The sequence below is a fragment of the Nocardia sp. NPDC004573 genome (genome assembly GCF_053602135.1).
Genome location: NZ_JBSGDA010000036.1, coordinates 22,225 through 46,256, shown reverse-complemented (window position 1 = coordinate 46,256; position 24,032 = coordinate 22,225). Strand labels below are relative to the sequence as shown.

Below are 24,032 nucleotides of genomic sequence, written 5' to 3'. Positions count from 1 at the left end.
GCGGGGGTGCAACATGGTGACGGATTGGGCGCGCGAGGCATTCGATGCCCTCATGAACCGCGTATCGAGCACACACGCGGCTGTGGGCACACGGTTTCCGCTCTACGCCGGTATTTCCGGCGAATGGACAACCACCTCCCGTGGATCCTGGACCGGCGGCTTCTGGGCAGGCCTGCTGTGGCTGCGTGCATCAGCTAGCGGTCGGCAGGAGCATCGCAACGCCGCCGCAGAGACGACACAACGCCTGGCCGACTGGGTGGCGTCGGACACCTCCACCCGCGGGTTGATTCTCTGGTACGGAACAGCCCTGGCAGCCGGGCGCGGTGAAGACGCCCGCGCCTCAGCGCTCCGCGAGAGTGCCGCACGCCAGTGCCGTTCGGACTTCGATCACAATCTCCGTGTACTGCCATGGGGTTCAGCGTTCGGTGGCCCACGCCTCCTCGCTCGAGTGGACGGAATTCCCGGCCTGGTACCACTTCTGGCCACAGACAAAGACCCCCGCAGCCCGGATATCGCCCGCGAACATCTCTCAACACACCTGCGCCTCTGGCGCACAACACCGATCGGCACCCCGGCATGGGCCTGGTCGGATGGCACATGGCTTCCCTCGCCGCAACCGCAGCGAGGATGGAGCCGAGGCAGGGCCTGGCTCCTGCTCGCGCTGGCCGACGCATGCCGGTACCTGTCCCCGGAATTCCTCTTCGATGCCTGTGCACTCCTCGACGCCGATCAACCACTGGTACCCACCGCCGAAAACCATCCTGACGCGCCACCAGACACCTCGGCCGCCGCGATCGAGGCGGTAGCGTTGCTGAAGTTTGCTGCAGCACAGACGCTTACAGAACGGTCCGCAGCGATGCGGCTGCGAGCCGGCGAGATCACGCGACGGCTTGCCACGGACTTCATGAGCGGTCACGGCGCCCCGCAACCCGGGAGCAGGCTGGGTGGCGGATGCTACGACTTCGGCCGCGGGCTTGCCACCAACCACGAGCTGATCTGGGGCAATTTCTTCTTCGCCGCGGCTCTGGCCATGCAGGCCGGGTTGATCGCTCCTTTCGACACCTGACAGGGCCTCAGCGCAACACCGACCTGGCCACGGAGGTGATATGCAGTTCGTCCGGACCATCCAGCAAGCGCGCCATCCGCCCCATCCGCAGCAGTCCCGGCAGTGCGGTATCCGGTCCAAGCCCGGCAGCCCCGTACACCTGGATCGCGGAATCGGCCACTTGCTGCAGCGTCCGCGCCGCAGCCACCTTCGCCAAACCGGATTCCACGCGAGCGTCATGACCTGCGTCGAGGAGCGCAGCCGCCTTGTGCACCAGCGGCCGGGTGCTCCGTATCGCCAGCAGCGACTCGAATACATGCCGCTGCACCAGCTGACGCTCGGCCAGCGTTCCCGATGACTGACCGCGCGTGCGAGCTCGCTCGCACATCAGGTCATAGGCCCGCTGCGCCTGGCCGAGCCAGCGCAGGCAGCGCAACGTCCGGCCGAGCTGCAGCCGCTGCCGCGCGATCGGCAACGCACGTCCCCGCTCGCCGATGAGATGGTCTTTCGGCAGCCGCACCTCGTCCAGGGCGATCTCCCACTGCCCGCCCACACCGAGTACCGGCAACTCACGCACGAGCCGGAAACCCGGAGCGTCCGTGGGCATCAGCAGCAGCGACAACCCGTCCCGGTCCGGAGCGTGCCCGTCGGTGCGAGCCAGCACAGTGATCACATCGGCGTCCTGGGCGCCGCTGACGAACCATTTGCGACCGGACAGGACCCACGCACCGTCCGGAGCCTCCGTCGCTCGGGTGGCCGTCAACGTCGGATCGGTGCCTGGCGTGTCGGGCTCGGTCATCGCGTACGCCGCATGCAGCTCCCCGGAAACCAGTCGCTTCAGGTAGGTCTCCCGAACGCGGTCACCGGCATGACGCTGCAGCATCCACACATCCAACAGCGAGGCCGAGCCGAGCACCGCAGGCCCGTGGTCACTGGCGCCTTCGGCCTCGGCCAAGCACACGTACTCGGCGAACGAAAGCCCCTGACCACCCAGATCCCTCGGCAACGGCAACGCCCACAGCCCTTCCGCCCGCGCGGCGTCCGCCAATTGCGAACGCGCTGACGCAGCAGTTGCCCCACCTGCGTCCAGCAGGATCTCCTGTGGCATCACTCGTTCTGTCACAAAGGCTTCCACACGCTCACGCAGCGACGTGCCGTCGACCCCGGCGGCGGACATACGGGTGTCGGATGGATAGGGGTCCATGGCTTCTCCTCGTCTGCCGGGAACTCGATGTCCCCGCGCTGCGACTGCTGTTGTCCGCGGGAGTGGTCGGCGGCGATCGTCACCGAGTTCCCGCGGCGGTCATTCTGTTCGAGAAGGAGAGCCATGACACTCGGCGCAACGCGGACCTCCGACAACCAACTGACGGCGAAACCACTGCGGGGGGTGCAGGTCGAGACCGGTGGACCGCCGGGTCCGGTCTCGATCGCGGCGCAGCACCTGCGGTTGCTGGGCGCCGAACCTTCCACGGGCGACCATGAGGCGCTGACTCTCACCGATGTCGACGGCGCGAGAGTCGAAACCCGCTTGTCCTGGAGCAGGCCGGACAGCGAGGTGTGCGATGAGGCGACCCTCCAGGCCGCCGCAGGACTGATGCTGGTGCACGGACGTCGCGACGGCTCACCCCGCGGGCTGGCCGTGGACTACGTCTCGACCGCCTCCGGTGTGCTCGCTGTCCAAGGCCTGTTGGCCGCGCTCATCGGCCGCGCGAGGGGCGCCTCGGTCACCTCGGCGGAAGTCTCGCTGGACCGCGTGGCACTGCTGACCGTCTCGCAGTACCTCGCCGCAGCCTGCGCCGAGGACGACGAAGCAAGCCCACTGGCGCCCGGCGGGCCACCGTTCACCACTGCCGACGGCGTTCGATTCGAACTCGAAGCACTGGACGTCGCGGTGTGGGCCGAATTCTGGCAGGCCATGCGAGCACCGATGCAAGCAGCACGAAAAGGCTGGCGGCCCTTCCAGTTCCGCTATGCCACCGCCTGCGCTCCGATCCCCGACGAGCTGCATCACACCACGCTGGCCAGCACGTGGGCTCAGATACAGGCGGCCGCGGCCGAGTCCGGCGCCGATGTCTGCCGATTGCACACCCTCGCCGAACGCTCGGCGGAACTGCACGACGGCGGCGAATCGACGCTGCCCTGGGAACTGGCCGCCTACCCGGGGATCCCTGCGGCGATCCCGGCACACGGCCGATGTAGCGACGAACGTCCTCTTGCCGGTTTCACCGTGCTCGAGGCTGGGCGTCGGGTACAGGCCCCACTCGCCGCGCACCTGCTGGGGCTGCTCGGCGCGACCGTCGTGCGAATCGAACCTCCGGGCGGTGACCCGCTACGTGGCATGCCACCCACCTGCTCGGGCATCTCCGCACGCTGGCTGGCCCTCAACCGGGGCAAGGACTCCGTCGAAATCGACATCAAGTCTCCCTCCGACCGGCAGCGGTTGCTCGAACTGGCAGCCGACGCCGACGTTTTCCTACACAACTGGGCGCCCGGCAAAGCCGAGCAACTCGGACTCGACGCCGACAGGCTATCGGCCGCCAACCCCGGCCTGATCTACGCCTACACCAGCGGCTGGGCAGGACGGCTTTCCGGCGCCCCCATGGGCACCGACTTCATGGTGCAAGCCCGCACCGCCGTCGGAGAGGCGGCCCGCCCAGCCGACGAACCACCGACACCATCACTGATGACCCTGCTGGACGTGCTCGGCGGCATGCTGGGCACCGAAGCGATTCTGGCCGGACTGCTCACCCGCGAACGCACCAGCCGCGGCGTACGCGTGGAATCCTCACTCCTGGCCGCCGCGCAACTGCTGACCGCGCCGGCCCTGCGCCGGGCGCACGACGGTCGTCCCCTCCGTCACCCCGCCGGATTCCGTCGCCCGTTGCCGACCGCTGACGGGCTCCTCGCACCCGCTGACGAGCACGCCGTCGCGGCAGCCGACACCGCGGCGCAGGTGCGGGCGCTGTCCACCGACGACGCCTGCGCGATGCTTCGCGGCCGCGGCATCATCACGACCCCCGTGACCACCGATCTCACGACCCTGCTCACCGATTCCCGTTTCGCAGGCGCCATGACACGCGACGAACACGGCGCCGTCGCGGTGTCGTCGCCCTGGAGGTTCCGATGAGCGTCGCACTCCACGATCTGGTCCCGCGCAAGCTACGCAGAACCTGGGCGGCCGACGGCAGCTATCCGGATTTGGACCTGTACTCGCTGTTCCGGGCACGCCGCTGCCAGCATCCGCACCGAATCGCACTCGTGGACGACGAAGGCGAGGTGAGTTACGCGCAATTGGACGCTCTGGCGCGGCAGCTGGCGACCGGTCTGGCCGCCCGAGGCGTACGAGCCGGCGATGTCGTCGGCATCCAGCTGCCGAACTGCCGCGCCGCTGTGATCGCGGACCTCGCTCTGGCCGCGCTGGGCGCGGTAGCCCTGCCGTTCCCCGCAGGCCGCGGCATGCGCGAGGCCGAGTCGCTGCTGCGGAGATCGGAAGCTGTCGGCGTCCTGGCCGCCGCTCAGTTCCGTGGACACCACCACGCCGCAGATCTCTCACAGTTGCTCGGCCGATTGCCGACATTGCGTTTCGTCGTCGCCGTCGGTACCGACGGCGCGCCGGCAAGCTGTGTGCCCTTCGCTGAGCTATTCCCTGGCGACTATGAGGATTTCGTACCAGCTCGCCCCGATCCGGACGCGGCCGCTCGCATCCTCGTGTCCTCCGGGTCGGAGTCGGAACCGAAAATGGTCGCCTACTCCCACAACGCGCTGGCAGGCGGCCGCGGCAACTTCATGGCATCACTACTGACCGACGACCGCCCGCCGCGCAGCCTGTTTCTCGTACCGCTGTCCACGGCCTTCGGTAGCAACGGCACGGCTGTAACGTTGGCCCGTCACGGCGGCGCGCTGATTCTGCTGGATCACTTCTCGCCGGTGGAAGCGTTGGCCTCGATCGAACGCCATCGTCCCACGCACGTACTCGGCGTCCCCACCATGATCCGGATGATGCTCGAAAACGGCGCAGCCGAGACCGACACCTCCGCACTGACCGCACTCGTGCTCGGTGGTTCGCAACTCGACGCCACCACCGCCGGGGAGGCGCGACAAGCATTCGGCTGCACGGTGGTGAACCTCTACGGGTCGGCCGACGGCGTCAACTGTCACACGGATATCGACGAAATCGGCTCCGAGGATGGCGCTTCGGGTGTGCTGGTCGGGCGGCCCGACCCTCGGGTGGCGCAGATCCGCATCGATCTGATCGGCACCGGCCGGATCGCGGCGCCGGGTGAAACCGGAGAAATAGTCGCCCGGGGCCCGATGACGCCACTCTGCTACGTCGCGGACCCCCAGTTGGACGCGCGCTACCGCACGAGCGACGGCTGGGTACGCACCGGTGACCTCGGCGTACTGGACGCCGCCGGCCGCTTGCACGTGGTTGGGCGGCTCAAGGAGATCGTCATCCGCGGTGGCGCGAACATCAGCCCCGCCGAGGTCGAACGGATGCTGGCCACGCATCCCGATGTCCGCGATGTGGCGTGCATCGGCGTCCCCCACGACGTGCTCGGTGAGCGGCTCGCGGCCTGCGTCGTTCCACGGCCCGGCAGCGTGCTCGCCTTGGAAGGGTTGTGTGCTCATCTGGCGGCCAACGGCGTGGAGCGCGGCAAACACCCCGAATCGCTCCTACTGCTCGATGCCCTGCCGTTGACCCCGGCGGGCAAACCCGACCGCGCGGCTTTGCGAACAAGGTTCACCGCCGTCCAGCACTGAACGACTGCGGGGCAGCCATTTCCACGGCTGCCCCGCTTTATGATCCGCCTGGTCAGGACTTGGAGAGCGCCTTCTTCAACGCGGTTGCCGCACCCCGATAGACAGACAGAAGATCCTCACCCTGCTCGGGATAGTTCACGATCGATACCTGTTCGACGCCGGAGTCCGGCAGCACGGTGCCAGTGGACATATGCGTGTTGTCGAGCACGAACTGCGGCTTCTTCGCACTCAACTCCGCTAGCTGACCGGGGGTGACGGGTTCAGGACCATAGGTGCCCACGATCTGCGCACCGGCCAGGTCGGCCGCCCACGTCGAGAACACCTGGGCGATGACCGTCGGCTGCTTACCACCCGGCCATGCCGAGCGGACGTCCCCGCTGATTTTGTCGTACTCGGTGCTGAACGTCGCGGTCCATGCCTGCGCCGCCGCGGTGGTGCCGAAGCGCTGACCCAGCGCCTGCACTTGGGCTTTCACCTTGGCCGCGGAGTTGTCCAGATCGACTTCGATCAATTCGGCCTTCGATCCCGCGGCTTCCTTGATCTTCGCCGCGAACGGCTCGAACGGCGCGTAGAGCACGAAATCCGCCTCCGCCACCGCGGTCAGATCCGACGGCTTGGGATCGTAGTCCGGAGCATGGTGAACCGATGGTGGAACAATGACTTTCACGTCCTCTGCGCCCGCGGCTGCGGCGAACGCAGCCTCCCAGGTGGTGGTCGCCACGACCACCGGATGAGTGTGTCCATGGTGGTCGTGCTGCTCGCCTTCGGAGCCGGCGCAGCCGCTCAGCAGCACGGTGGCCGCGACCACACTTGTCGTCAGGCTCACACCGGCGGTCAATGGTCGAAAGCGTGCCATGAGAGTGTTCTCCGTTCAGGAATCAGATGGACCGCGAAAGCGACTGCCCCCGCGGTGAGGACCAGCACCGGCCCAGGAGGAAGGTCGAAGGCCAGTGCCAGCAGGAACCCCACGGAATTCACCGCAACGCCGATACCGACAGCCCAGACGATGATCGAAATCAGCGAGCGGCCCAACCGCCGCGCGGCCAGCGCAGGCAGCAACGTGAGCGCATCCACGAGCAGCGCACCGGTCAGCCGGATCGCTCCGGCCACCGCAACCGCGACCAGCACCAGCAGAATCAGCGTGAGCCGCCCCACCGCCACACCGGAAACCAACGCCAGTTCGCGATCATGCAACAGCAGCGCCAAATCACGTCTTCGCCACCAGAACAGCGCGGGCACCACCACCGCGAGCACCGCCAACACGACGACGTCCTGAGCCCGGACCGCGAGAATCGAACCCCACAGCAGCGAAAACGCCGCCGAGGCGTGCACTCCCGCCGCCGCGAGCGCCAGCAGCGCCGCCGCGACGGCCAGACTCATCAGCAAACCCATCGCACCGGAGAGCGTTTCCGGTGTGCGCGCCAGCGGACTGATCCCCGCCCCGGCCACGGCACACGCGAGCAGACCACACAACGCCGGATCCCATCCGATCAGCATGCCGACCGCCGCACCCAGCAGCGCGACATGCATCATCGCGAAGCGCACCGGGATGATATCCAGCCCCACGATGGCGACACCGACCACCGGAAGCCCGATCGAGCCCACCAGCAGCGCCACACCAGCACGCTGCACCGACCCCATTCCGAGCAGATCGAGCACCTGCGCGGGCCCGTTCACGCCAACTCCCGCAGCCGGCCTGCGGCCATCTCCAGCACTCGGTCGCAACGTCGCGCCATGGCGCGGTCATGGGTGACCACGACGAGGGTGACAGGCAGCTCCGTCAGTACGTCGGCGGCCTCCTCCTGGCCCGCGAAATCCAATGCTGCCGTGGGTTCGTCGGCCAGCACGACGCTCGCGCCGGCTGCCACGCACCCCGCCGCGCGGGCCAGGTGCATACGCTGTAGCTGCCCGCCCGAGAGCGTGTCGAGTGGTCGGCCGAGGAGTTCGCCCACGCCCAGCCGTGTCGCCATCGCCTGCGCACGACGGGCGTCGCCGCTACTGGCCAAGAGCTCACCGGCCAGCAGCGGGAATCGACCCGCCGCGGGCCGCTGGGGTATCCACCCGCACACCCGCCGCCGCCACGCATGGTCCGCCGATGTGCGGCCGCCTCGGCCTCCGACGGAGATCTCGCCCCGTACGGCCGTATGCAGGCCGATCACCGCACGCAGGAGCGTTGTCTTGCCGGAGCCGTTGGTTCCGGTCAATGCGACCCGTTGACCGGCCGATATGTCGAGATCGACAGCACTGACCACGTCGACACGTCCGTGTCGGCACGACACCCCTCGCAAGCGCAGGTTCAGCCCTGCCATCACCCCACCTCCTTATCGGCCGTCACGCGCACGCCGACCGGTGTGCCCGGGAGTAGTCGCACCACCACGCCCACCGGTTCCGCACCATGGTCGCCGTCGTCGGCGTACCCGTCGGTTCCTCGCACCACCGAGACAAGGGTTTCGCGGGCACGGGCCACCCGGGACCGAATCGTGCCGACGGGACAACCCACCGTCTGCGCCGCCTCGGCATAGGACATCCCCAAGACCTGGGTCAAGACGAACGCCTCGCGTCGCTCTTGCGGCAGACTGCACAGCAAGTCGTTCAACGCCACCTCCTCGGCGAAATCCGGGGTACGCCGATCGGGCCGCTGCTCGAGAATCTGTGACCATTCCGGCACCTGCGTCGTCTTCGGACGAGCGGCGACACTGCGGAACCGGTCCACCACCACGCGGCGAGCGATCGACAGCAGCCAGGTTCGTGCGGTCGAATTCCCGGCGAACCGCGGCAGACTGCCCATTGCCCGCAAGAACGTCTCCTGGGTCAGGTCGTCAGCGGATTGGACATCGGTCAGGTGCGCGACGAAACGCCACACATCGCGCTGCGTCGATTGGATGAACTGCTCCAAAGCTTTTCGGTTGCCGGCACCGGCAGACAACGCCAGCGCGGTCAGGAGTTCGTCGGACATCCGCGGCCTCCACATCGACGCATCCGGCGCACGGAGAAGCGCTCAGCGCTTCGAAGCGATCGAGAAGAGGGATCATCGCTGCGGCAGGCAGCCGACAGCAGAGAAAGAGACAACATTCGCACAATTTCTGTTCGCGACACCACCATTCGGTGGTGCGGAGAGACCGGCAGGCGGGCGCGCAGTGCGTACACCGACGTAGAGAGCCGACTGCCGCTGGACGGGAGGCCGGGCGTACTCACCGGCGTCGCGGCAGACCCTGACGGCTTGCTCACGCGCTTCGATGACACGAGCGGCTACGTTCGCCCCGGAATACCCGTAACGCCGAATCGCGCCGATCGACGGGTAGCACCGCGTCTGCCGGCAGCACAAGGCGTGGCTGCCTCCGATGACGAACTCTCAGAACCGAACCGCGCCCACGGGAGGCCCACGCCGCGCCAGTACATGACGCAGCACGCCTTCGCGCAGCGTCTCGATGCGATGGTCGACTTCCACCACGGTCCGGGGTTCGCTGTCGACCGATGGGTGCACCAGAACCAAAAGCAGAGGCGCCAGCATCCGTGTGTACAGCGCCGCCAACAGCGCGAACAAGGCGAGTTCACCGCGCCATAGCCACACCGCACACACCAGCGCGGCTGCCGCGTGCGCGGCGAACATGCCCGCATCACTGTGCGGATCAACGGTTTGGGAAGCGCCGTGCGCGGCCGCCATCGACGACATTCCGAACCACACGTGCAAGACCGCCTGCATCACCGCAAGCCCACCGCCGATGGCGAAGAAGCCACGCTGACGATCGGCCAGCGCCCACGCCACCGAACTCGTCGCGGCAAACGCCACGATCGAAGCCGACACCGGCACACCGTGCCCCGCCGAGACCCCATGCCCCAGCGCCGACAACAACACCGCGATCCCCGCGAACACGATGGAACGTGCCGCCCGCGCGTTCTGGGGCACAGGCACAGTGTTCATGACGCCGTCCATCATGACACTCACCTGCCGACACTGTCCCGCAGGGCTTCGATCACGGCTTTGCCGCAGGGTGCACAACCGCCGAACCGATCTTCCGAGGGGCGAGCACGATCAGGACCTGCGACGAGCCACTCCCAGACCGAGTGCTGCGAGCAGACCCAGAGCGCCCAGCACAATACCGATGACGCCGAGCCAGCGAGCGGTCATATCGCTCGATGAACTCGAACTCGACGCCGCCGACTGGATGTCACCATGGTTGTCGACGCCACCGGATTGCTTGGCAGCCGACGTCAGCGAAGGAGCCGGACGCTCCGGCTCGGACCCATCGCCGTCCGCCTTCTGGTCCCAGCGCACGACTTGACCATCCGCGTATGTCTGCACCGCAGGGATCGTCACCGTCTCGGCATCCGGCAATCCGTTCGCCAGCACGGAGAACTGCCCGAACTGGCTCGGTCCGATGCCACCGCCGGCATCGGCCGTCCAGGTGATGTCGGTGACGTTCCGCTCAGGGTCCTTCCGCACTACCGCTTTCCATCCCGGTTCAGCTTCGGTATCCGCCGCCGTCACCTCAGGAATCTGCACCGCGACCTCGACCGTGGGACTACCGGTGCCCGATTCGTTCGGCACCCGGAAAACCAGGACCCTCGACCCGCCACGAGACACGTCAGGCCCAGAGACAGTGATGTGCGCGAATGCGGGAGCCGCCGCCACAGTCGCCAGGGAGGCCGCGGCAGCGCCTGCCGACGCGGCACGCACCAACCAAGAACTGTTCATCGTCGAGACCTCTCCTCACGGTGAGAAAACGAACGCAACAGATGCTCGTCGACGACGATATGCCACGACTGAGGCAGAACCGCGCATCTGCTGTCAGCGCCGTCATGGCGAATACTGCGTACCGCGATTTCGGCGTCGTGGAGGGTCCGGCACCCGACCACGACTTCCGGACCTATCGATTGCTCAGTGGGTGTCGTTCCAGAATTGGATACCGGCTGCGATCAACGCCGGGACGCCGACGATGACGGTGCCCGCGACCGCGCCCATGCCCGCCAGCGCGGCGCCGGTGATGAGGCAACCGCCGATCGCCGCCGGAACCGCGAGCAGACCGATCGACACCACACCCCCGGTCGCTCCGCCGACGATGCCACCGGCGACGCAGCCGATGCCGCCGCCGATCGCGCTACCCAGCAGGCTCCCGACAGTCGCGGCAGCCATCATCGACATGCTGAAGTTGCCCAGGGCCGCGTTGTAATTCGGATGAGACAGCGCATCGATCTCCTGGGCCGTCGCCGCGCTGATCGGGCGCGCGTCGGCGGGATCGGTGCTGGGGGTCAGCGTGACCGTATCGCCTTCGAGCTGCGCGGCGATCGGCATCGCGCTGCCACCGTGGACGTAGGTCAGCGGAAGAGTCGCGACGGACGTTCCGCTCCGATCGATGAACTGCAGATGGTCATCGCTGACGGCGAGCGCCCCGGCATCCATGGTGAGCACAACCGATCGGTCGACCACGTTGGCCTGGAAATGGACATCCGGAGTCTCCTGCGTGGGATCCGCCGTCGCGGTTCCCGCCGAGATACACAAAGCCGAGATAGCCATGGCGGCTACCGCAGCGCCCCTTCGAAACATCACTGTCGTCTCAACTCCCGATTTCGTTGTGGCAGCGTGGGTTCGCAGCCGACAAAAGGTCGGAGAAGCTGTCGAACCAGTTCCTGGTGTGACACACAACACATATCGGTAGGAGTAGGCGATCGCCGAGTCCCGCTGTCGCTCGCGCCGACGATCACGGCCCCTACTTCTGAGGCCGGCTCATCACCAGTGCTGCGCTGGCCGTCGGCATCGTCCCTCCGCGTTCGGTGCGAGGTGGTGGAATGCCGCGGCGCTGGACGACTGCGACCCGGCCGACAGCGGCCGAGTCATACAAGTTCCCGCGATCGAATGCGAGGATCGAAGCCCACTCAGGTGGCCGCGGTGAGTAGGGCCGCGGCGGCGGCGCGAGCATGCCCGGCGGCACCGGCCGGACCGTGGATCGCCGCGACGACGGTCGCGCCCTCGACCAGCATGAGCAACTGACGGCCCAGCAAGGCGGGATCCGCTGCTCCGGCGCGGGAGGCGATGCCGGTGAAGAGGTCGAGATAGCGATGCAGATGCCGCGCGGTGATGGCCCGAACCTGGTCGTCGTAGTGCTGGGCCGACGCGTTCACCATGGCGCAGCCGCGAAAGGTCGGTTGTGCATACCACTCGTCGAGCGCGTCGAAAACCGCGGCCAACTGCTCGGCGGGGGCGTCGCCGGCCGACTCCACCGCACTCGCCAGCCAGCCACCCATCTTTGCACTGCGCGACTCCAGCATCGCTTGCACCAGGCCGTCTTTGGTGCCGAAGTGGCGGTACAAGGTCTCCTTGGACACCCCGAGCCGTGCGCACAGTTCGGCTACACCGATTCCGTCGAGGCCGCGCTCGTACAGCAGCGGTTGCGCCGCTTCGAGGATGGCGGCTCGGGTGCGCGCCGGGTCTATCGTCGAGCCTTTGGCCACGGGCATACCTAAATGGTAACGACTGGTTCGATCATCTGCTAGCGTTTCGAGGTCGTACCGATCGGTTCGACCTTGGAAGGGCTGCGTCCATGACCTCGATATGGCAAGCCGCACGCCTCGCGCTCGGCACCGCGTCGGCGTTGGGATTCGCCCGATTCGCATACGGCTTGCTGTTACCCGCCATGCGACAGGACCTCGGCTGGAACCTGGCGGATGCCGGAATGCTCAGCACCGCAAATGGACTGGGCTACCTCGTCGGCGCCGTGGCGACACCCGCGGTGGTTCGGCGCCTGGGCGCGGCAGCCGCGTTCCGCGCCGGGATGACGCTGACCGCAACGGCGTTGACCTCCACCGCTGTCGGCAACGACCACCTCCTCCTGCTCGTGACCAGAGCCGTGGCAGGGGCGGCGGGTGCGGTCGTCTTCATCACCGGCGGAGTCATCGCCTCGCATATCGCCACGCACAGGTCGTCCGGCACGCCGATCGCCGTCTACTTCGCGGGAACCGGGGTCGGCATAGTCCTCAGCGGCACAACCGTGCCGCTGGCGGGGGATCACTGGCGGATCGCGTGGGTCGGCCTGGGTATCGCCGCAAGCCTTGCGACCCTGACGAGTTGGACCGCCACCCGCGTCGACTCACCGGCTCCGAAAGCCGCCGGGCGCGCGCTCTTGCGGCCACTGTGGCCGACGGCGCTCGCGTATCTGCTGTTCGCGAGTGGTTACATCACCTACATCACCTTCCTGTCGGCGTACCTGGTCGATCGCCACGCCTCGACTCTCGAGGTGATGGCGGCCTGGACCGCGATGGGCCTGGCCGTCGTGGCGGCGCCTGTTCTGTGGAGCCGCCCGATCAGCCGCCGGCCAGGAAGAGCGCTGTGTGTCCTGCTCGCGGTCCTGTGCGCCGGCGCGGCATTGGCTCGACTCCTGCGCCACCTGTCCTGCTCGCCTCCACAGTCGTTTACGGGGCAACCTTCATGAGTGTCCCCGCCGCGGTCACGGCCTTGGTCAAGGACAAGACCGCACCGGTCGATTGGACCGCGACGCTGGCGGCCTTCACAACGGTGTTCGCCGTCGGGCAGACCGCAGGACCTTGGATCGCCGAAATTCTCGCGGATCACACATCCACCGACGCCGCACTCGCCTTCACAGCGATCGCCTGCATCGCCGCGCCGGCGAGCGCCGCCATCCCGCCCCCTCGCTCCCCATCCGAGAAGGAGAACGGCAATGACGACTTTCGTCCTGATCCCCGGCATGTGCCACGGCGGCTGGTGCTTCGAGCAGCTCACCGAGCAACTGCGTACGCATGGCCATCGCGTGTTCCCAGTGACCCTCACCGGCGTCGGTGAGCGCGTTCATCTGCGCCACGGGGTGAATCTGGACACTCACATCCAGGACGTCACCGCGGTGCTGGCAGCCGCGAACATCACCGACGCCGTCCTGGTGGGACACAGTTACGGCGGCATGGTGATCACCGGCGCCGCCGATCGCGCTGCGACCCGGGTCGGCTCACTGGTGTACCTCGATGCCGTGGTTCCTGGGCACGGGGACTCTTGTTTCACACTGGTTTCCGACGAAGAGCGGCGTTGGTACCTCGATGTGGTCGATACCGGTGACGCCGTCCGCCCGCTGCCCTTCTTCGATCCGCGAGCCACAGCGCACCCACTCGCGGCGGTTCTCCAACCACTGACGCTCACCGGGGATCTCGGCCATATCCGGCGCAGGGATTACATCTACGCGGCGGGATGGGACACACCCTCCCCCTTCACCGCCACCTACCAGCGATTGCGGGACGATGCCAGGTGGACGACCCACGCGCTCGCCGGCGGGCACAACCTGATGCGTGATGCCCCGGAGGACCTGCTGCGCATTCTGCTCGAGGTCGCCGAATCGCACTGACATCCGGTCCAACGGGGCAGGCTCCGCATGCCATCGTGCGGCCAGGCCGCCCCGAATCGGTCCCCGACCTCATTCGAGACGCTGTCCGACACGCGGGACGCTCAGATAGCGGTCGCCCATCCGTGTACGGATGCGCTCGGCGACGGCATCGAGCAGGGGCTCCCTGGTTGTGCTGGCGAATTCCGAGGTCGTTCGTCAACGAATTCCGACACCGCGTCGGGTCTGTGCGAGGTGGGCCATGACGGTGAATTTCGACGTCACAGGCGCATGGTCACGGGCTGTCTGAGAGCGCGGGAGCCATGATCTGAACTCCGATCATGCTTGGTGATCCTGGAGCCCTATGTTCGTGCTGTTCGGCCTTCGCTACCAGCTGATGAGGGACGCGCAAGTGCCGTTGCCTCCTCGAACGCCGGAAAGCCTCAGTCGCCGGGCCCAGTACTGCGTTGAAGCGCACGGATGCGGCTTCCCTGCCGGGACCTCTACCCCTATCGGGACGTGTGGTTCCAGCATGGGATACCCGCGGCGGAGATCGACCGGGCCGTGGCCTTTCAAGAAGTGTGGGGTGGCATCGCCCTGCCTCCGGCCCCCGTGTACGAGGGCGGCCCGCGTTTTCTCGAAGCCGACGTCCCCAAGGCACGGCCGCGGACGGGTGGCGCTTTCCAGCCGGAGACTGCCGCGTACCCACCGCGGTGAAGCCGTCGGCTACACCGCCTCCCGCTGCCAGCCCCCCATCCCGAGATGTCTTCGGTTCTCGGAGGCCGGCTGACAGGATTTGAATGTTCAAGTCTCTTCAACCGGTCCCGGTAGAGCGCATCCTGCCTTGTTGTCAAGGCGGTACTTCGCAGGAGTCGTATGCAGAGGCGGGGACTCTGCGTAGTTCCGGGAACGGCTCGCCCGCGTGGGTCGGGGTGTTTACTGGAGGGGGCAGTTCGGTTCGTCCACCCTTCGATGGCGGTTGGTGGTGCGTATGCCGGTATGGCGACTTCGCGAGTTTCGCGATGAGGATCTGGATCAAATGATCCGGATTTGGGAGCAAAGCCGCGTGGGCACTGCGGAGGAGCCGGTGTTCGCGTTGGCGGAAGTGCTGGCGGCCGTGCGGGCGGGGCAGCCCGCGGTGGTGGCCGAGGTCGGCGGTGAGATGGTGGGGATGTCGGTCGCGCAGATTCAAGGCGAGCGTGCGTGGGTGTTGCTGGTGGCGCTGGGTGCGCAATGGCGTCGGCGGGGTATCGGTAGTGCGTTGCTGACCGAGCTGGAGAGGCGGCTGCGCTCGAACGGGGTACGGCGAATCTGCACGCTCGTACCCGAGGGCGCCACGGGGTCTGTCGCGTTCGAGAATTCCGGCTATGTGCGCAGGACCGGGTTGATCTTCTACGAACTGCTGGAACCGCTGCCTCCGGCGCAGTCCAGTTTGCTGACCGAGTTGGGCGGTCGACTGCTACCGCCCGGGTTGTGGCAGTCGATGGCGGGCATGGACCGGGAAAAAGAGGTCATTGAACGGCGGATCGTGTTGCCGTTGGCGCACCCGGATGTCGCCGAACGTTATCGGGTTCGTCCGCCCAAGAGCGTGATCTTGTTCGGGCCGCCGGGTACCGGAAAGACCAGTTTCGCGAAAGCAGTCGCTTCTCGGCTGGGCTGGCCGTTCGTGGAGTTGTTCCCGTCTCGGCTGGCTGCGACGGCCAGGGGTGGTCTGGCAGCCTCTCTGCGTGAGGTGTTCGCGGAGTTGGCCGAACTCGATGAACTGTTGTTGTTCATCGATGAGGTCGAGGAGATCGCCGGTGTGCGTGCGGGGACGGCGACCAGCCCGGCACACGGAGTGACGAACGAGCTGCTCAAACTGATTCCGGTTTTCCGTGAGGACTACAACCGGTTGCTGATCTGCGCAACCAACTCGGTACGGTCCCTGGATTCAGCGTTCCTGCGGCCGGGCCGCTTCGACTATGTGATACCAGTTGGGCCGCCTGACGAGCCAGCGCGCAAAGCGATCTGGCGGCGTTACCTGGGCCCGGCAGCCGAAACCATCGACCTCGAACGCCTGGTCCGCGCCACGGTCCACTTCACCCCTGCGGACATCGAGTACGCGGCCCGCGCCGGCGCACAGTCGGCGTTCGAACGCGCGGTATGCGAGGAGACGAGCGAACCCGCCGACCTCGAGGACTATCTGGCCGCAGTCGCCAACACTCGTCTGACGCTGACACCGGAGATCCTGACAGCTTTCGAGCAGGATCAGGCGGACTACACCCGACTGTGAGATCCGATCGCCCGAACGTGCGTAGGCTGATGATCATCGATCTCACCCCGGCCTATCCGCTGGCGCTGCTGTGGTCGGCGGGGAACGGCATCCGGTTCCGCGCCATTTGATCGAGCATGTCGTGGAGAACTACAACCGGGACACCGCCACCGGCTGCTGGGTTCCGGAACCCGATCAGGAGCTGTTCGGCGTGCCCGGTGCGGTGGCCGGCCGGTAGTGTCGGCCCGTGCCCCGTCCTGCGGTACAGGTGTCCGCGAATACGCGCGAGATCGGTGACGCGGTGGGGCTGCGGTCGGCATCGTCGGTGTCCGAGCATCTGAAGAGCTCGCAGGAGCGGGGCTTTCCGCGCCGCAGCCGGACGGTGTCGCGTCCTATCGATGTGCGGATTTTCGTGCGGGCTCCGGTGCGGCGGGAGACAGCGGAAGATTCGGTGGCGGTGCCGGTGGTTGGCGATATCGCGGCGGGCGCCGCGATCCTGGCCGAGGAGCATGCCGACGACATGATGACGTTGCCGCGCGAGCTCCTCGCACGCGGCACCGTGTTCGGATTGCGGGCGCGCGGTGATTCGATGATCGACGCCGAGCGGTATCGGGCCGTTGCGACCCGATACGACAAGACCGCGGTCTCCTACCGAGGCATGCTCGACCTGGCCACCCTGCTCATATGGCTTTGAGGACGAGCCCTAGCTCTGTCGAAGTCCGGCCAGCACAATGCGCACTTGGGATCTGGCGACCGAATCGAGTTCGTCTCTACCCACCACCGGGGATTTCTCTCGCGTGCGAGTCGATTTCCACCCGCACCGCGACACCGCCGTCCCACACGCACACCACGTATTCGGCGTCCACGATGCCACCGAAGTTGTCGGCTTCGAACTGCCGATAGCCTTGGGTGCCGATTCCGGTGAACTCCCCGGACGTCACCACCGATCGGTCATCGGCGAGGTCGGCGGTGCTGCGTTTCCAATGGTCGTACGTGCTCGAATCCGAACCGTCCATGACGTCGGCCCGGACGCTGAGCGTCGCGGTGTTCATGGGAAAGGTGTCGTTGGTCGAATTCCCATAGAAGGCATTGCAACTCAGGACGCCGAAGTTGCCGGACGACGGAGTTTCCTCTCGCAGCCGCAATTCGGCGAAATACCGAGCACCGCACGATGGCGAGACCAGCACCGCACATGACCGGCGCCGACGGCACGTCCTCGAGCGTCGCGATCCTCGGACTGGCAGCCTTCGCCGCCGGCCGAGACGATCCGGCGGAGTCACTGACTCACTTCCCGAGGAACTTCCAACACCGGCAAGGCGGGACAGGACGAACCCACGTCGGGGAACTCTAACGGTGGCCGCACGAGCGGATGCTCCACTCGGCTGCTTCGTGGCGTTCGCGCCAGAAGTCGGCGTAGCGGCCGCCGGCTCGCAAAAGCGTGTCGTGGTCGCCGGTCTCGGCCAGTCGTCCGTCGTCGAGGAAGAGGATCTGGTGGGCGTACCGGATCGTCGCGATCTTGTGGGCGACGACGACGACGGTTCGTCCTGCTGTCACGAGCTCGCTGATCCCCGCGCTGATCGCGGCCTCGTTCTGTGGGTCGAGCGCGGCGGTGGCTTCATCGAGGAGCACGATGGGCGCGTTTTTGAGCAGGGCGCGAGCGATCGCCACGCGCTGGCGTTCCCCGCCGGACAGCGCGACACCGCCTTCTCCGGTGCGGGCTTGCCACCCTCCGGGGAGGCGGTCGATGATGTCATCGAGTCTCGCGGCGGCCGCGGCGTGGTGGAGTTGCGCCTCGGTGGTGTCCGGGGCGGCGATGCGCAGGTTGTCCTCGATGGTGCCGTCGAACAGGTAGGTGTCCTGGAAGACGATCGCCAGGGTGTGCATCAGGTCGGGAGTGGGGATGTCACGCAGGTCGATCCCGCCGATCCGGATGGAACCGGAATCGACATCCCAGAAGCGGGCGATGAGTCTGAGCAAAGTGGTCTTGCCCGATCCCGATGGTCCAACGATCGCGGTCATGCCTCCGGAGGGGATCGTGACGGTGACGTCGTCGATGACACGGGTGTCGTTGTAGCCGAAGCTCACTTGGTTCAACGTGATGTCGTAGTCAGCGGGAACCCGACCGTTCGCGGGTTCGGCAAGAGGCGGCGTGTTCAGGATGGCGCCGACCCGTTCGAGGGCTACGTCTGCGACGTGGATCGCACCGGAGAGGTTGGCGATCGCCGCGAGCGGTTCGATGAAGCGGGCGGCGAGCACGAGCAGCGCGATGGTTTCGGGCACCGCGAGTTCGCCCCGAGTGGCGAGCCAGGCTCCGGTAACCACGACGAAGGTGAATCCGATCTGGACGATCGCGACGTAGGCGTATTGCGGCAGTGCGTGGCGGGCGAGTGCGTGACGGAACGCGTGCCGTTGCTCGTCGAGAGCACGCTCCATCGGTGCGAAGCCAGCACCGGCTCGTCCGGTGGCCCGCAGCACCGGCTGTGCTTGGGCGAACTCGATCGCGCGGGCGGCGGCTTCCTCGGAAGCCTCGTCCATGCGGTGCTGAGTGTCGCGGATGATCGGCGCCGACCAGCGCATCACGAATACCGCAGCGGGTACCGCCACCAGGAAGGCCAGGCCGATCCGCCAATCCACGAAAGAAACGCCGACGACGACCGTGGCCGGAGTGGCGATCGCCGCGATCCGCTCAGGCCACACATGGGAGACGATGCTTGCCGCCGAGGGGGTGTTCTGAGCGACGACGCGCGCGATGCGCCCCGGTGTCTGGTTCACATACCAGCCCAGCGGGAGTCGCCCCAGGCGATCGCCAAGGCTGTGTTGGATATCGCGCATAACCTGGTTGGCGGTCGGGTAGCCGACCGCGTGACCCCACCACACGCTCGCAAGGTAGGCAATCCCGGCGACGGCGATAGCGAACAACCACCAGAGCGCATCCGCGATGCGGAGCGGGTCGGACAACAACTCGCGCAGCAGGGGCAGCAACATCACGAGCACGACGCCTTGCAGGACACCGGAGAGCGCGTAGCGCAGGGCGAGCGCGTTGATCCGGCCACGCTGCGGCCAAATCTGGAGGATACGGCGGATCATCGAGGCTCGTCCTTCCCGTGCGGGGTCGTGTCGTGGGAGGTCAGGTTTTGTGCCGTCCACATGGCCCGATAGCGGCCACCGGCGAAAAGCAGTTCGTCGTGGGTGCCGCGTTCGACCACTCGGCCTGCGTCGAGGACGACGATCTGATCGGCGTGCTGAATCGTGTACAACCGATGCGCAACCACGACCACCGTGCGTCCGCGGGCCAGTTCGCCGAGGGCCTGCTGGACGGCGCGTTCGTTCTCGGGATCGACATACGCGGTCGCCTCGTCCAGCAGCACGATCGGTGCGTCTTGGAGGATGGCGCGGGCTATGGTGATCCGCTGCCGTTGCCCACCGGAGAGCACGCCGCCGCGACCGGCGATCACCGTGTCGTATCCCTCAGGCAGTGCCGAAATGGTCTCGTGCATCCTTGCCGCACGCGCAGCTGCCTCGACCTGGGCATCGCTGGCATCGGGACGCCCGAGGCGGATGTTCTCCCGGATCGTGTCGCGCACCAGCACGACATCCTGGAACACGATCGCGACGGAGGACAACAGCTCTTCCTGCCTTATGTTGCGCACATCGATACCGCCGATGGTGACCGATCCAGCGTCGACGTCGAAGAATCTTGGAATGAGCCGGCTGATGGTGGTCTTGCCGGAACCGGATGGTCCGACGACAGCGGTGACGGTGCCTTGGCGGCAGACGAGGTCCACCGCGTGCAGCACGGGCTCCGCGGCGGTGTAGCCGAAGGTCACCGCATCGAATCGGATGTCGTAGGTCCTAGGGGAATGGAATGCGTCGGACTCGGGAAGCGCAGGCTGGTCGAGCACGCCGCGCAGGTGCTCTGCGGCGACACGCGCCTTGCGGAGTTGCTGGGTCCCCTGGGCGATCGTCATGTACGGTGCGGGCAAGCTGACACCGACGAGCAAGAAGGGCAGCAGCTCCACCGGGTCGAGCCAGTCGGCCGCCACGAATCCCGTCCCGGCTCCCGCCACGACCAACAGGACCGAGGCGGGCGAAAGCAGTAGGAGCGTGGCGAACATCGCGCGACCGGCCTCCGCGGTCCACGCGGCGAGGGTGTCACAGAACTGGTCGATGACTTCGGACAGACGGCGATAGGTCGCCCCCGCACCGCCGTAGGCTTTCACGACCTGGATGCCGTCGACGTACTCGATGGTCGCGTTGTTCAACGAGACCTGGGCGGCGGTGAGCTCGGCCATCCGTGCGGGCATGGTCCGGTGAGCAGCTCGCATGGCGACGGACGCCAGAGGTAGCACCGCCAGGGTGACCAGGGTCATACGCCAGTCTGTCGCCGTGAGATAGACGATTGCGGCGATCGGAAGCCCGATCGCGCTGGCAATGTCGAGGACCGCATGGGCGACCATGTGGTGCATGTCCTCGATGTCGTCCTCCATCGCCTTCTTCAATTCGCCCGAACCACGGCCGGTGAACCAACCCAGTGGAAGCACGGCGGCGTGCCGTGCCAGCCGGGCGCGAAGCGAGCGCTGCAAGTCGGCATCGGCGTAGTGGGTCAGCAGATTCGCCACAATCATCAGCAGCAGGCGCCCGGCAGCGCCGACGACACCGGCTCCCACCCATGACCACACGACGTCGGTCCGGTGCCCAGTCAGCAACTCGTGACCTATTTCGGCCACGGCCACGTACGGGAGTAAGCCGAGCATCGAGCTGACAAACGCCAGACCCGCCGCCGTATACAGGCGTCCGCGAACCGGGTGCAGCAGCCCGCCGACCGCCCATCGGGGAGGCCGATCGGGCTCGCGGACCTTGCTGTCCGACACATCCGATTCTTCAACCAGTAAAGTCATATATTCACTCCAAATCGACCGACCGTCAGTCAATCATCGACTATGTGGCACGATGGGTCAACAGGCACGCGACCAGGAGGCAGTGAGTGGCCCGGACCAAACCAGCGGAGCAACGGCGCTCCGAACTTCTCGACGCCGCAGAACAACTGCTTGCACAGAAGGGCATCGTCGCGGTAACAGTCGAGGACATCACCCAGGCGGCCGGAGTCTCGAAAGGCACCTTCTACTCGTACTTCCGAGCCCGCGAGGACGTCCTCGCCGCACTGCGCGCTCGGTACATCGATACCTTGCTCGACGCCCAGAACGAGGCGATGTCGCGGCTGCACCCCGACGACTGGGCCGGTCGCATCGAGACCTGGCTTGTCGCCGGGATCCGTATCTACCTGCACGATCCAGACAAGCACAACACCTTGTTCCACCTGCCGCACGGATCGACCGGCAGCGACGGCGGTGGCGGCGGTGGCGAGGAGATCGGGTATCGACACGTCGAGGAACTGAAGTCACTCCTGCGAGCCGGGCGCGACGCCGGAGCGTTACGCGTGGTGGATCCCGAGTCCACGGCCGTGCTGCTGTACGGCTCGATCCACCACGGCGCCGACTACCTCTTCCACGCCGCCGATCCAGCGCTCACCGAGCGGGTAATCGTCGAGCTGCGCCGCTGGTGCCGCTCATTCATCGCCCCGGAGCCCTAGACCGCCGGCATAGCGGGAATCATTCTCATCTGACAAGGTGAAATTGACTGACGGTCAGTCAGTTACATTGTGTGAGGAATTTGGTGAGTGCCCACTTGTCGAGCAGCCTGGACCACTACCCCACCGCGCGCCGACCGCGCCGCTACTCGCTCATGTCAGCCTGTACCTGTTCAGCGACATCGCCTTCGCGTTCCTGTTCGGGGCGCTCACGACGATTCTGCTGAGTCTCGGCCACCTCGGGCTGTGGTTGCGGCGGTGCCACTACTCGGCGTGGTCTACGTCCTGCGGTTCATCGCCGGTCCGATCATCGACCGGGACCGTCCCTCGGGAAAGGGGCCATACCGCAGGTGGCTGTGGACGACTCGAGCAGGCTTGGCCGCATCCCTCGCCGCGTTGTCTCTGATCGAGCCCGCACATGACCTTCCGCTCCTGGTCGCCGGGGTCACGATCCTGCTCGTCTTCGCGGCATTGAACGACACTGCCACGAACGGGCTCGCAGTCCGCATTCTGGAACCCTCCGAACGAGGGCTGGGCAACGGCATCCAGGTCGCGTGCGCCACAGCGTCGATCGTCCTCGGCACCGGCGGTGCGCTGCTTCTCTACGACCTCTGGGGATGGCGCGCGACTCTGCTGCTCCTCGCGGCATTCTTCATCCTCCCAGCCGCCATGCTGATCGGATTCCAGGAACCTACCGGCACGACCCCATCCGCGATCCAGTGGTCGCGGATACACACCTTCTTCACCTCGACGACACGACGCACCTTCGCGCTGACCGTCGCACCCCTGTTGGCCTCCGGCGTCTATCTCGTCACCGCGGTCCAAGGCGCACTGCTGCTGGATCGCGGATGGGGCTTGAGTGACATCGCCGCACTCCAAGGCGCTTACGCGCCGCTGGGCGGCGTGCTCGCCGGCTTGACGGCCGGCGCGGCAATCTCCCGGTGGGGACGGAGTCGTCCGCTCCTCGGGATCGGCGGCGCAACGATGCTGTCCGTCGCGGCGGTGCTCCCCTCGCAATCGGAGACACGCCGCCGAGTTCGCCGCGATCACGACACTCATGGCGCAGATCAGTTACGCGGCGATCTCGACCTGGACCAGCACCATCAGCATGGACAACAGCCGCACGGACTCATCGGATCCGGCCTTGCCGCGATCGACGGGGTTTGCGGCCGGTCAGCGAGTCCCTTTTCGCCCGCACACTCGCCGAGTCCACGATCGCGATGCCCAGCCCGGCTCACCGGCTTGGTCGTGCAGCGCCAGGCATTACCGTGTCGAACAGCCGCCGGTCTCCTCGGTCGTGTCGAGGGCCGCCGACACCGCCGACGTCGGGGACGGCCCAGTCCCGCTCGTAGGCATCTTGTCGAGGTGGCTGTAGATGGTGGCGCGGGAGACCGGGGACCCGGTGCGGGAACGGTCATCCGTCGCTCGAACTCGGCAATTCACTGATGCACGTGCGCGCGCTGTCCGTCGCGGTCGAAGACCATGATCAGCTCGGCCGGACCGGACGGGGCCGTGAACGCGTGCGGGACCATCGTCGCGAACTCCGCCGCCTCGCCCGCCTCGACGTCGATCTGCCGCTCACCCAGCCACAGTCGCACGCGCCCCTCGAGCACGAGGAACCAGTCGTGGCCTGGGTGCACCCGTTGGCTGGGCGGTTCGTCGGACGGCTCGAGACGCATCTTCAACGCGACCGTGCGCCCGTCCGGACGACTCAGCGGCCACGTGGTCCGCGTGCCGCTGCTGTGCGCCACAGGGCGGATGACGATGTCGTCGTCGGTGGGTACCTCGAAGAGCACGTCGAGGCTCACCTGGAGGGCGTTGGCCAGCGGCACGAGCACGTCGAGACTCAGCGTGCGCTTGCCGGTCTCGACGCGGCTGATGGTCGACGCGCTGAGGTTGGTGCGCTCGGCCAACTCGTCGAGGGAGTACCCCAGGGTGGTGCGCATGCTGCGCAGGCGCGACCGCGCCAATGCCTCGACGTCTGAGACTCCGCTCATGCCTTCATCCTGGCACGCCTTGCGAATTATGCAAGAGCCTTTGCTGAGAAGGCCAGGCCTCGTACCGTCG

The 24,032-nt window shown here is 66.8% G+C and carries 21 protein-coding genes and 2 pseudogenes; 10 read left to right on the top strand and 13 right to left on the bottom strand.

The window, feature by feature from the left end; translation table 11 throughout:
• Positions 1-13: 13 nt before the first annotated feature.
• On the top strand, positions 14-1,066 hold the full coding sequence (locus ACWEKR_RS33465) for a hypothetical protein (RefSeq protein WP_452357908.1): 1,053 nt from the start codon (positions 14-16) through the stop codon (positions 1,064-1,066).
• Between the two features lie 7 nt (positions 1,067-1,073).
• Here ACWEKR_RS33465 and ACWEKR_RS33460 read toward each other — a convergent pair whose 3' ends face one another.
• A complete protein-coding gene (locus tag ACWEKR_RS33460) occupies positions 1,074-2,249 on the bottom strand; it encodes an acyl-CoA dehydrogenase family protein (protein WP_452357907.1) in 1,176 nt (391 codons plus the stop codon).
• A 123-nt stretch (positions 2,250-2,372) separates the two neighbouring features.
• Here ACWEKR_RS33460 and ACWEKR_RS33455 point away from each other — a divergent pair, with 123 nt between their 5' ends.
• On the top strand, positions 2,373-4,172 hold the full coding sequence (locus tag ACWEKR_RS33455) for a CoA transferase (RefSeq protein WP_452357906.1): 1,800 nt from the start codon (positions 2,373-2,375) through the stop codon (positions 4,170-4,172).
• Positions 4,169-5,806 carry a class I adenylate-forming enzyme family protein gene (locus ACWEKR_RS33450; RefSeq protein WP_452357905.1) on the top strand — a complete coding sequence of 546 codons (1,638 nt, stop codon included), beginning with the start codon at positions 4,169-4,171 and terminating at the stop codon, positions 5,804-5,806. The genes ACWEKR_RS33455 and ACWEKR_RS33450 overlap by 4 nt, the downstream gene beginning before the upstream one ends.
• 52 nt (positions 5,807-5,858) lie before the next feature.
• Here the strand turns inward: ACWEKR_RS33450 and ACWEKR_RS33445 are convergent, their stop codons facing one another.
• From ACWEKR_RS33445 to ACWEKR_RS33410, 8 genes and pseudogenes are all read right to left on the bottom strand, one after another.
• Positions 5,859-6,614 carry a metal ABC transporter solute-binding protein, Zn/Mn family gene (locus ACWEKR_RS33445; RefSeq protein ID WP_452357904.1) on the bottom strand — a complete coding sequence of 252 codons (756 nt, stop codon included), beginning with the start codon at positions 6,612-6,614 and terminating at the stop codon, positions 5,859-5,861.
• Positions 6,615-6,640: 26 nt separating this feature from the next.
• Positions 6,641-7,483 carry a metal ABC transporter permease gene (locus ACWEKR_RS33440; RefSeq protein WP_452357903.1) on the bottom strand — a complete coding sequence of 281 codons (843 nt, stop codon included), beginning with the start codon at positions 7,481-7,483 and terminating at the stop codon, positions 6,641-6,643.
• On the bottom strand, positions 7,480-8,115 hold the full coding sequence (locus tag ACWEKR_RS33435; protein WP_452357902.1) for a metal ABC transporter ATP-binding protein: 636 nt from the start codon (positions 8,113-8,115) through the stop codon (positions 7,480-7,482). The genes ACWEKR_RS33440 and ACWEKR_RS33435 overlap by 4 nt, the downstream gene beginning before the upstream one ends.
• 128 nt (positions 8,116-8,243) lie before the next feature.
• A pseudogene (sigC, locus tag ACWEKR_RS33430) lies at positions 8,244-8,777 on the bottom strand (RNA polymerase sigma factor SigC); the annotation flags it as partial.
• Between the two features lie 381 nt (positions 8,778-9,158).
• On the bottom strand, positions 9,159-9,728 hold the full coding sequence (locus ACWEKR_RS33425) for a hypothetical protein (RefSeq protein WP_452357901.1): 570 nt from the start codon (positions 9,726-9,728) through the stop codon (positions 9,159-9,161).
• Positions 9,729-9,839: 111 nt separating this feature from the next.
• Positions 9,840-10,502, bottom strand: coding sequence for a YcnI family copper-binding membrane protein (locus tag ACWEKR_RS33420; protein WP_452357900.1), 663 nt, complete (start codon positions 10,500-10,502; stop codon positions 9,840-9,842).
• Between the two features lie 183 nt (positions 10,503-10,685).
• Positions 10,686-11,321 (bottom strand): hypothetical protein, encoded by a 636-nt coding sequence (locus ACWEKR_RS33415; protein ID WP_452357899.1) that lies wholly within the window; start codon positions 11,319-11,321, stop codon positions 10,686-10,688.
• A 359-nt stretch (positions 11,322-11,680) separates the two neighbouring features.
• A complete protein-coding gene (locus ACWEKR_RS33410) occupies positions 11,681-12,262 on the bottom strand; it encodes a TetR/AcrR family transcriptional regulator (protein WP_452357898.1) in 582 nt (193 codons plus the stop codon).
• A gap of 83 nt (positions 12,263-12,345) precedes the next feature.
• Here ACWEKR_RS33410 and ACWEKR_RS33405 point away from each other — a divergent pair, with 83 nt between their 5' ends.
• From ACWEKR_RS33405 to ACWEKR_RS33385, 5 genes and pseudogenes are all read left to right on the top strand, one after another.
• Positions 12,346-13,233 carry a YbfB/YjiJ family MFS transporter gene (locus ACWEKR_RS33405; RefSeq protein WP_452357897.1) on the top strand — a complete coding sequence of 296 codons (888 nt, stop codon included), beginning with the start codon at positions 12,346-12,348 and terminating at the stop codon, positions 13,231-13,233.
• Positions 13,230-13,601, top strand: coding sequence for a hypothetical protein (locus tag ACWEKR_RS33400; RefSeq protein WP_452357896.1), 372 nt, complete (start codon positions 13,230-13,232; stop codon positions 13,599-13,601). The genes ACWEKR_RS33405 and ACWEKR_RS33400 overlap by 4 nt, the downstream gene beginning before the upstream one ends.
• On the top strand, positions 13,495-14,151 hold the full coding sequence (locus tag ACWEKR_RS33395; protein WP_452357915.1) for an alpha/beta fold hydrolase: 657 nt from the start codon (positions 13,495-13,497) through the stop codon (positions 14,149-14,151). The genes ACWEKR_RS33400 and ACWEKR_RS33395 overlap by 107 nt, the downstream gene beginning before the upstream one ends.
• A gap of 967 nt (positions 14,152-15,118) precedes the next feature.
• Positions 15,119-16,399, top strand: a complete 1,281-nt coding sequence (locus ACWEKR_RS33390) for an ATP-binding protein (RefSeq protein ID WP_452357895.1) — start codon at positions 15,119-15,121, stop codon at positions 16,397-16,399.
• Positions 16,400-16,655: 256 nt separating this feature from the next.
• Positions 16,656-16,979 (top strand): annotated as a pseudogene (locus ACWEKR_RS33385) (LexA family protein); the annotation flags it as partial.
• Positions 16,980-17,148: 169 nt separating this feature from the next.
• Here ACWEKR_RS33385 and ACWEKR_RS33380 read toward each other — a convergent pair.
• The 3 genes from ACWEKR_RS33380 to ACWEKR_RS33370 all read right to left on the bottom strand — a co-directional run bounded on the left by ACWEKR_RS33380 (position 17,149) and on the right by ACWEKR_RS33370 (position 21,249).
• A complete protein-coding gene (locus tag ACWEKR_RS33380; RefSeq protein ID WP_452357894.1) occupies positions 17,149-17,430 on the bottom strand; it encodes a hypothetical protein in 282 nt (93 codons plus the stop codon).
• 295 nt (positions 17,431-17,725) lie between these two features.
• The gene (locus ACWEKR_RS33375) at positions 17,726-19,465 is read right to left on the bottom strand and encodes an ABC transporter ATP-binding protein (protein ID WP_452357893.1); all 1,740 of its coding nucleotides are present in this window, start codon (positions 19,463-19,465) and stop codon (positions 17,726-17,728) included.
• Positions 19,462-21,249: an ABC transporter ATP-binding protein gene (locus ACWEKR_RS33370; RefSeq protein WP_452357892.1), complete on the bottom strand. Its 1,788-nt coding sequence runs from the start codon at positions 21,247-21,249 to the stop codon at positions 19,462-19,464. The genes ACWEKR_RS33375 and ACWEKR_RS33370 overlap by 4 nt, the downstream gene beginning before the upstream one ends.
• 113 nt (positions 21,250-21,362) lie before the next feature.
• Here ACWEKR_RS33370 and ACWEKR_RS33365 point away from each other — a divergent pair, with 113 nt between their 5' ends.
• The gene (locus ACWEKR_RS33365) at positions 21,363-21,968 is read left to right on the top strand and encodes a TetR/AcrR family transcriptional regulator (RefSeq protein ID WP_452357891.1); all 606 of its coding nucleotides are present in this window, start codon (positions 21,363-21,365) and stop codon (positions 21,966-21,968) included.
• A gap of 255 nt (positions 21,969-22,223) precedes the next feature.
• On the top strand, positions 22,224-23,411 hold the full coding sequence (locus ACWEKR_RS33360) for an MFS transporter (protein WP_452357890.1): 1,188 nt from the start codon (positions 22,224-22,226) through the stop codon (positions 23,409-23,411).
• Here the strand turns inward: ACWEKR_RS33360 and ACWEKR_RS33355 are convergent.
• Entirely contained in the window at positions 23,405-23,962 is a 558-nt protein-coding gene (locus ACWEKR_RS33355; RefSeq protein ID WP_195092465.1) for a helix-turn-helix domain-containing protein, read from the bottom strand. The genes ACWEKR_RS33360 and ACWEKR_RS33355 overlap by 7 nt on opposite strands.
• Positions 23,963-24,032: the final 70 nt, after the last annotated feature.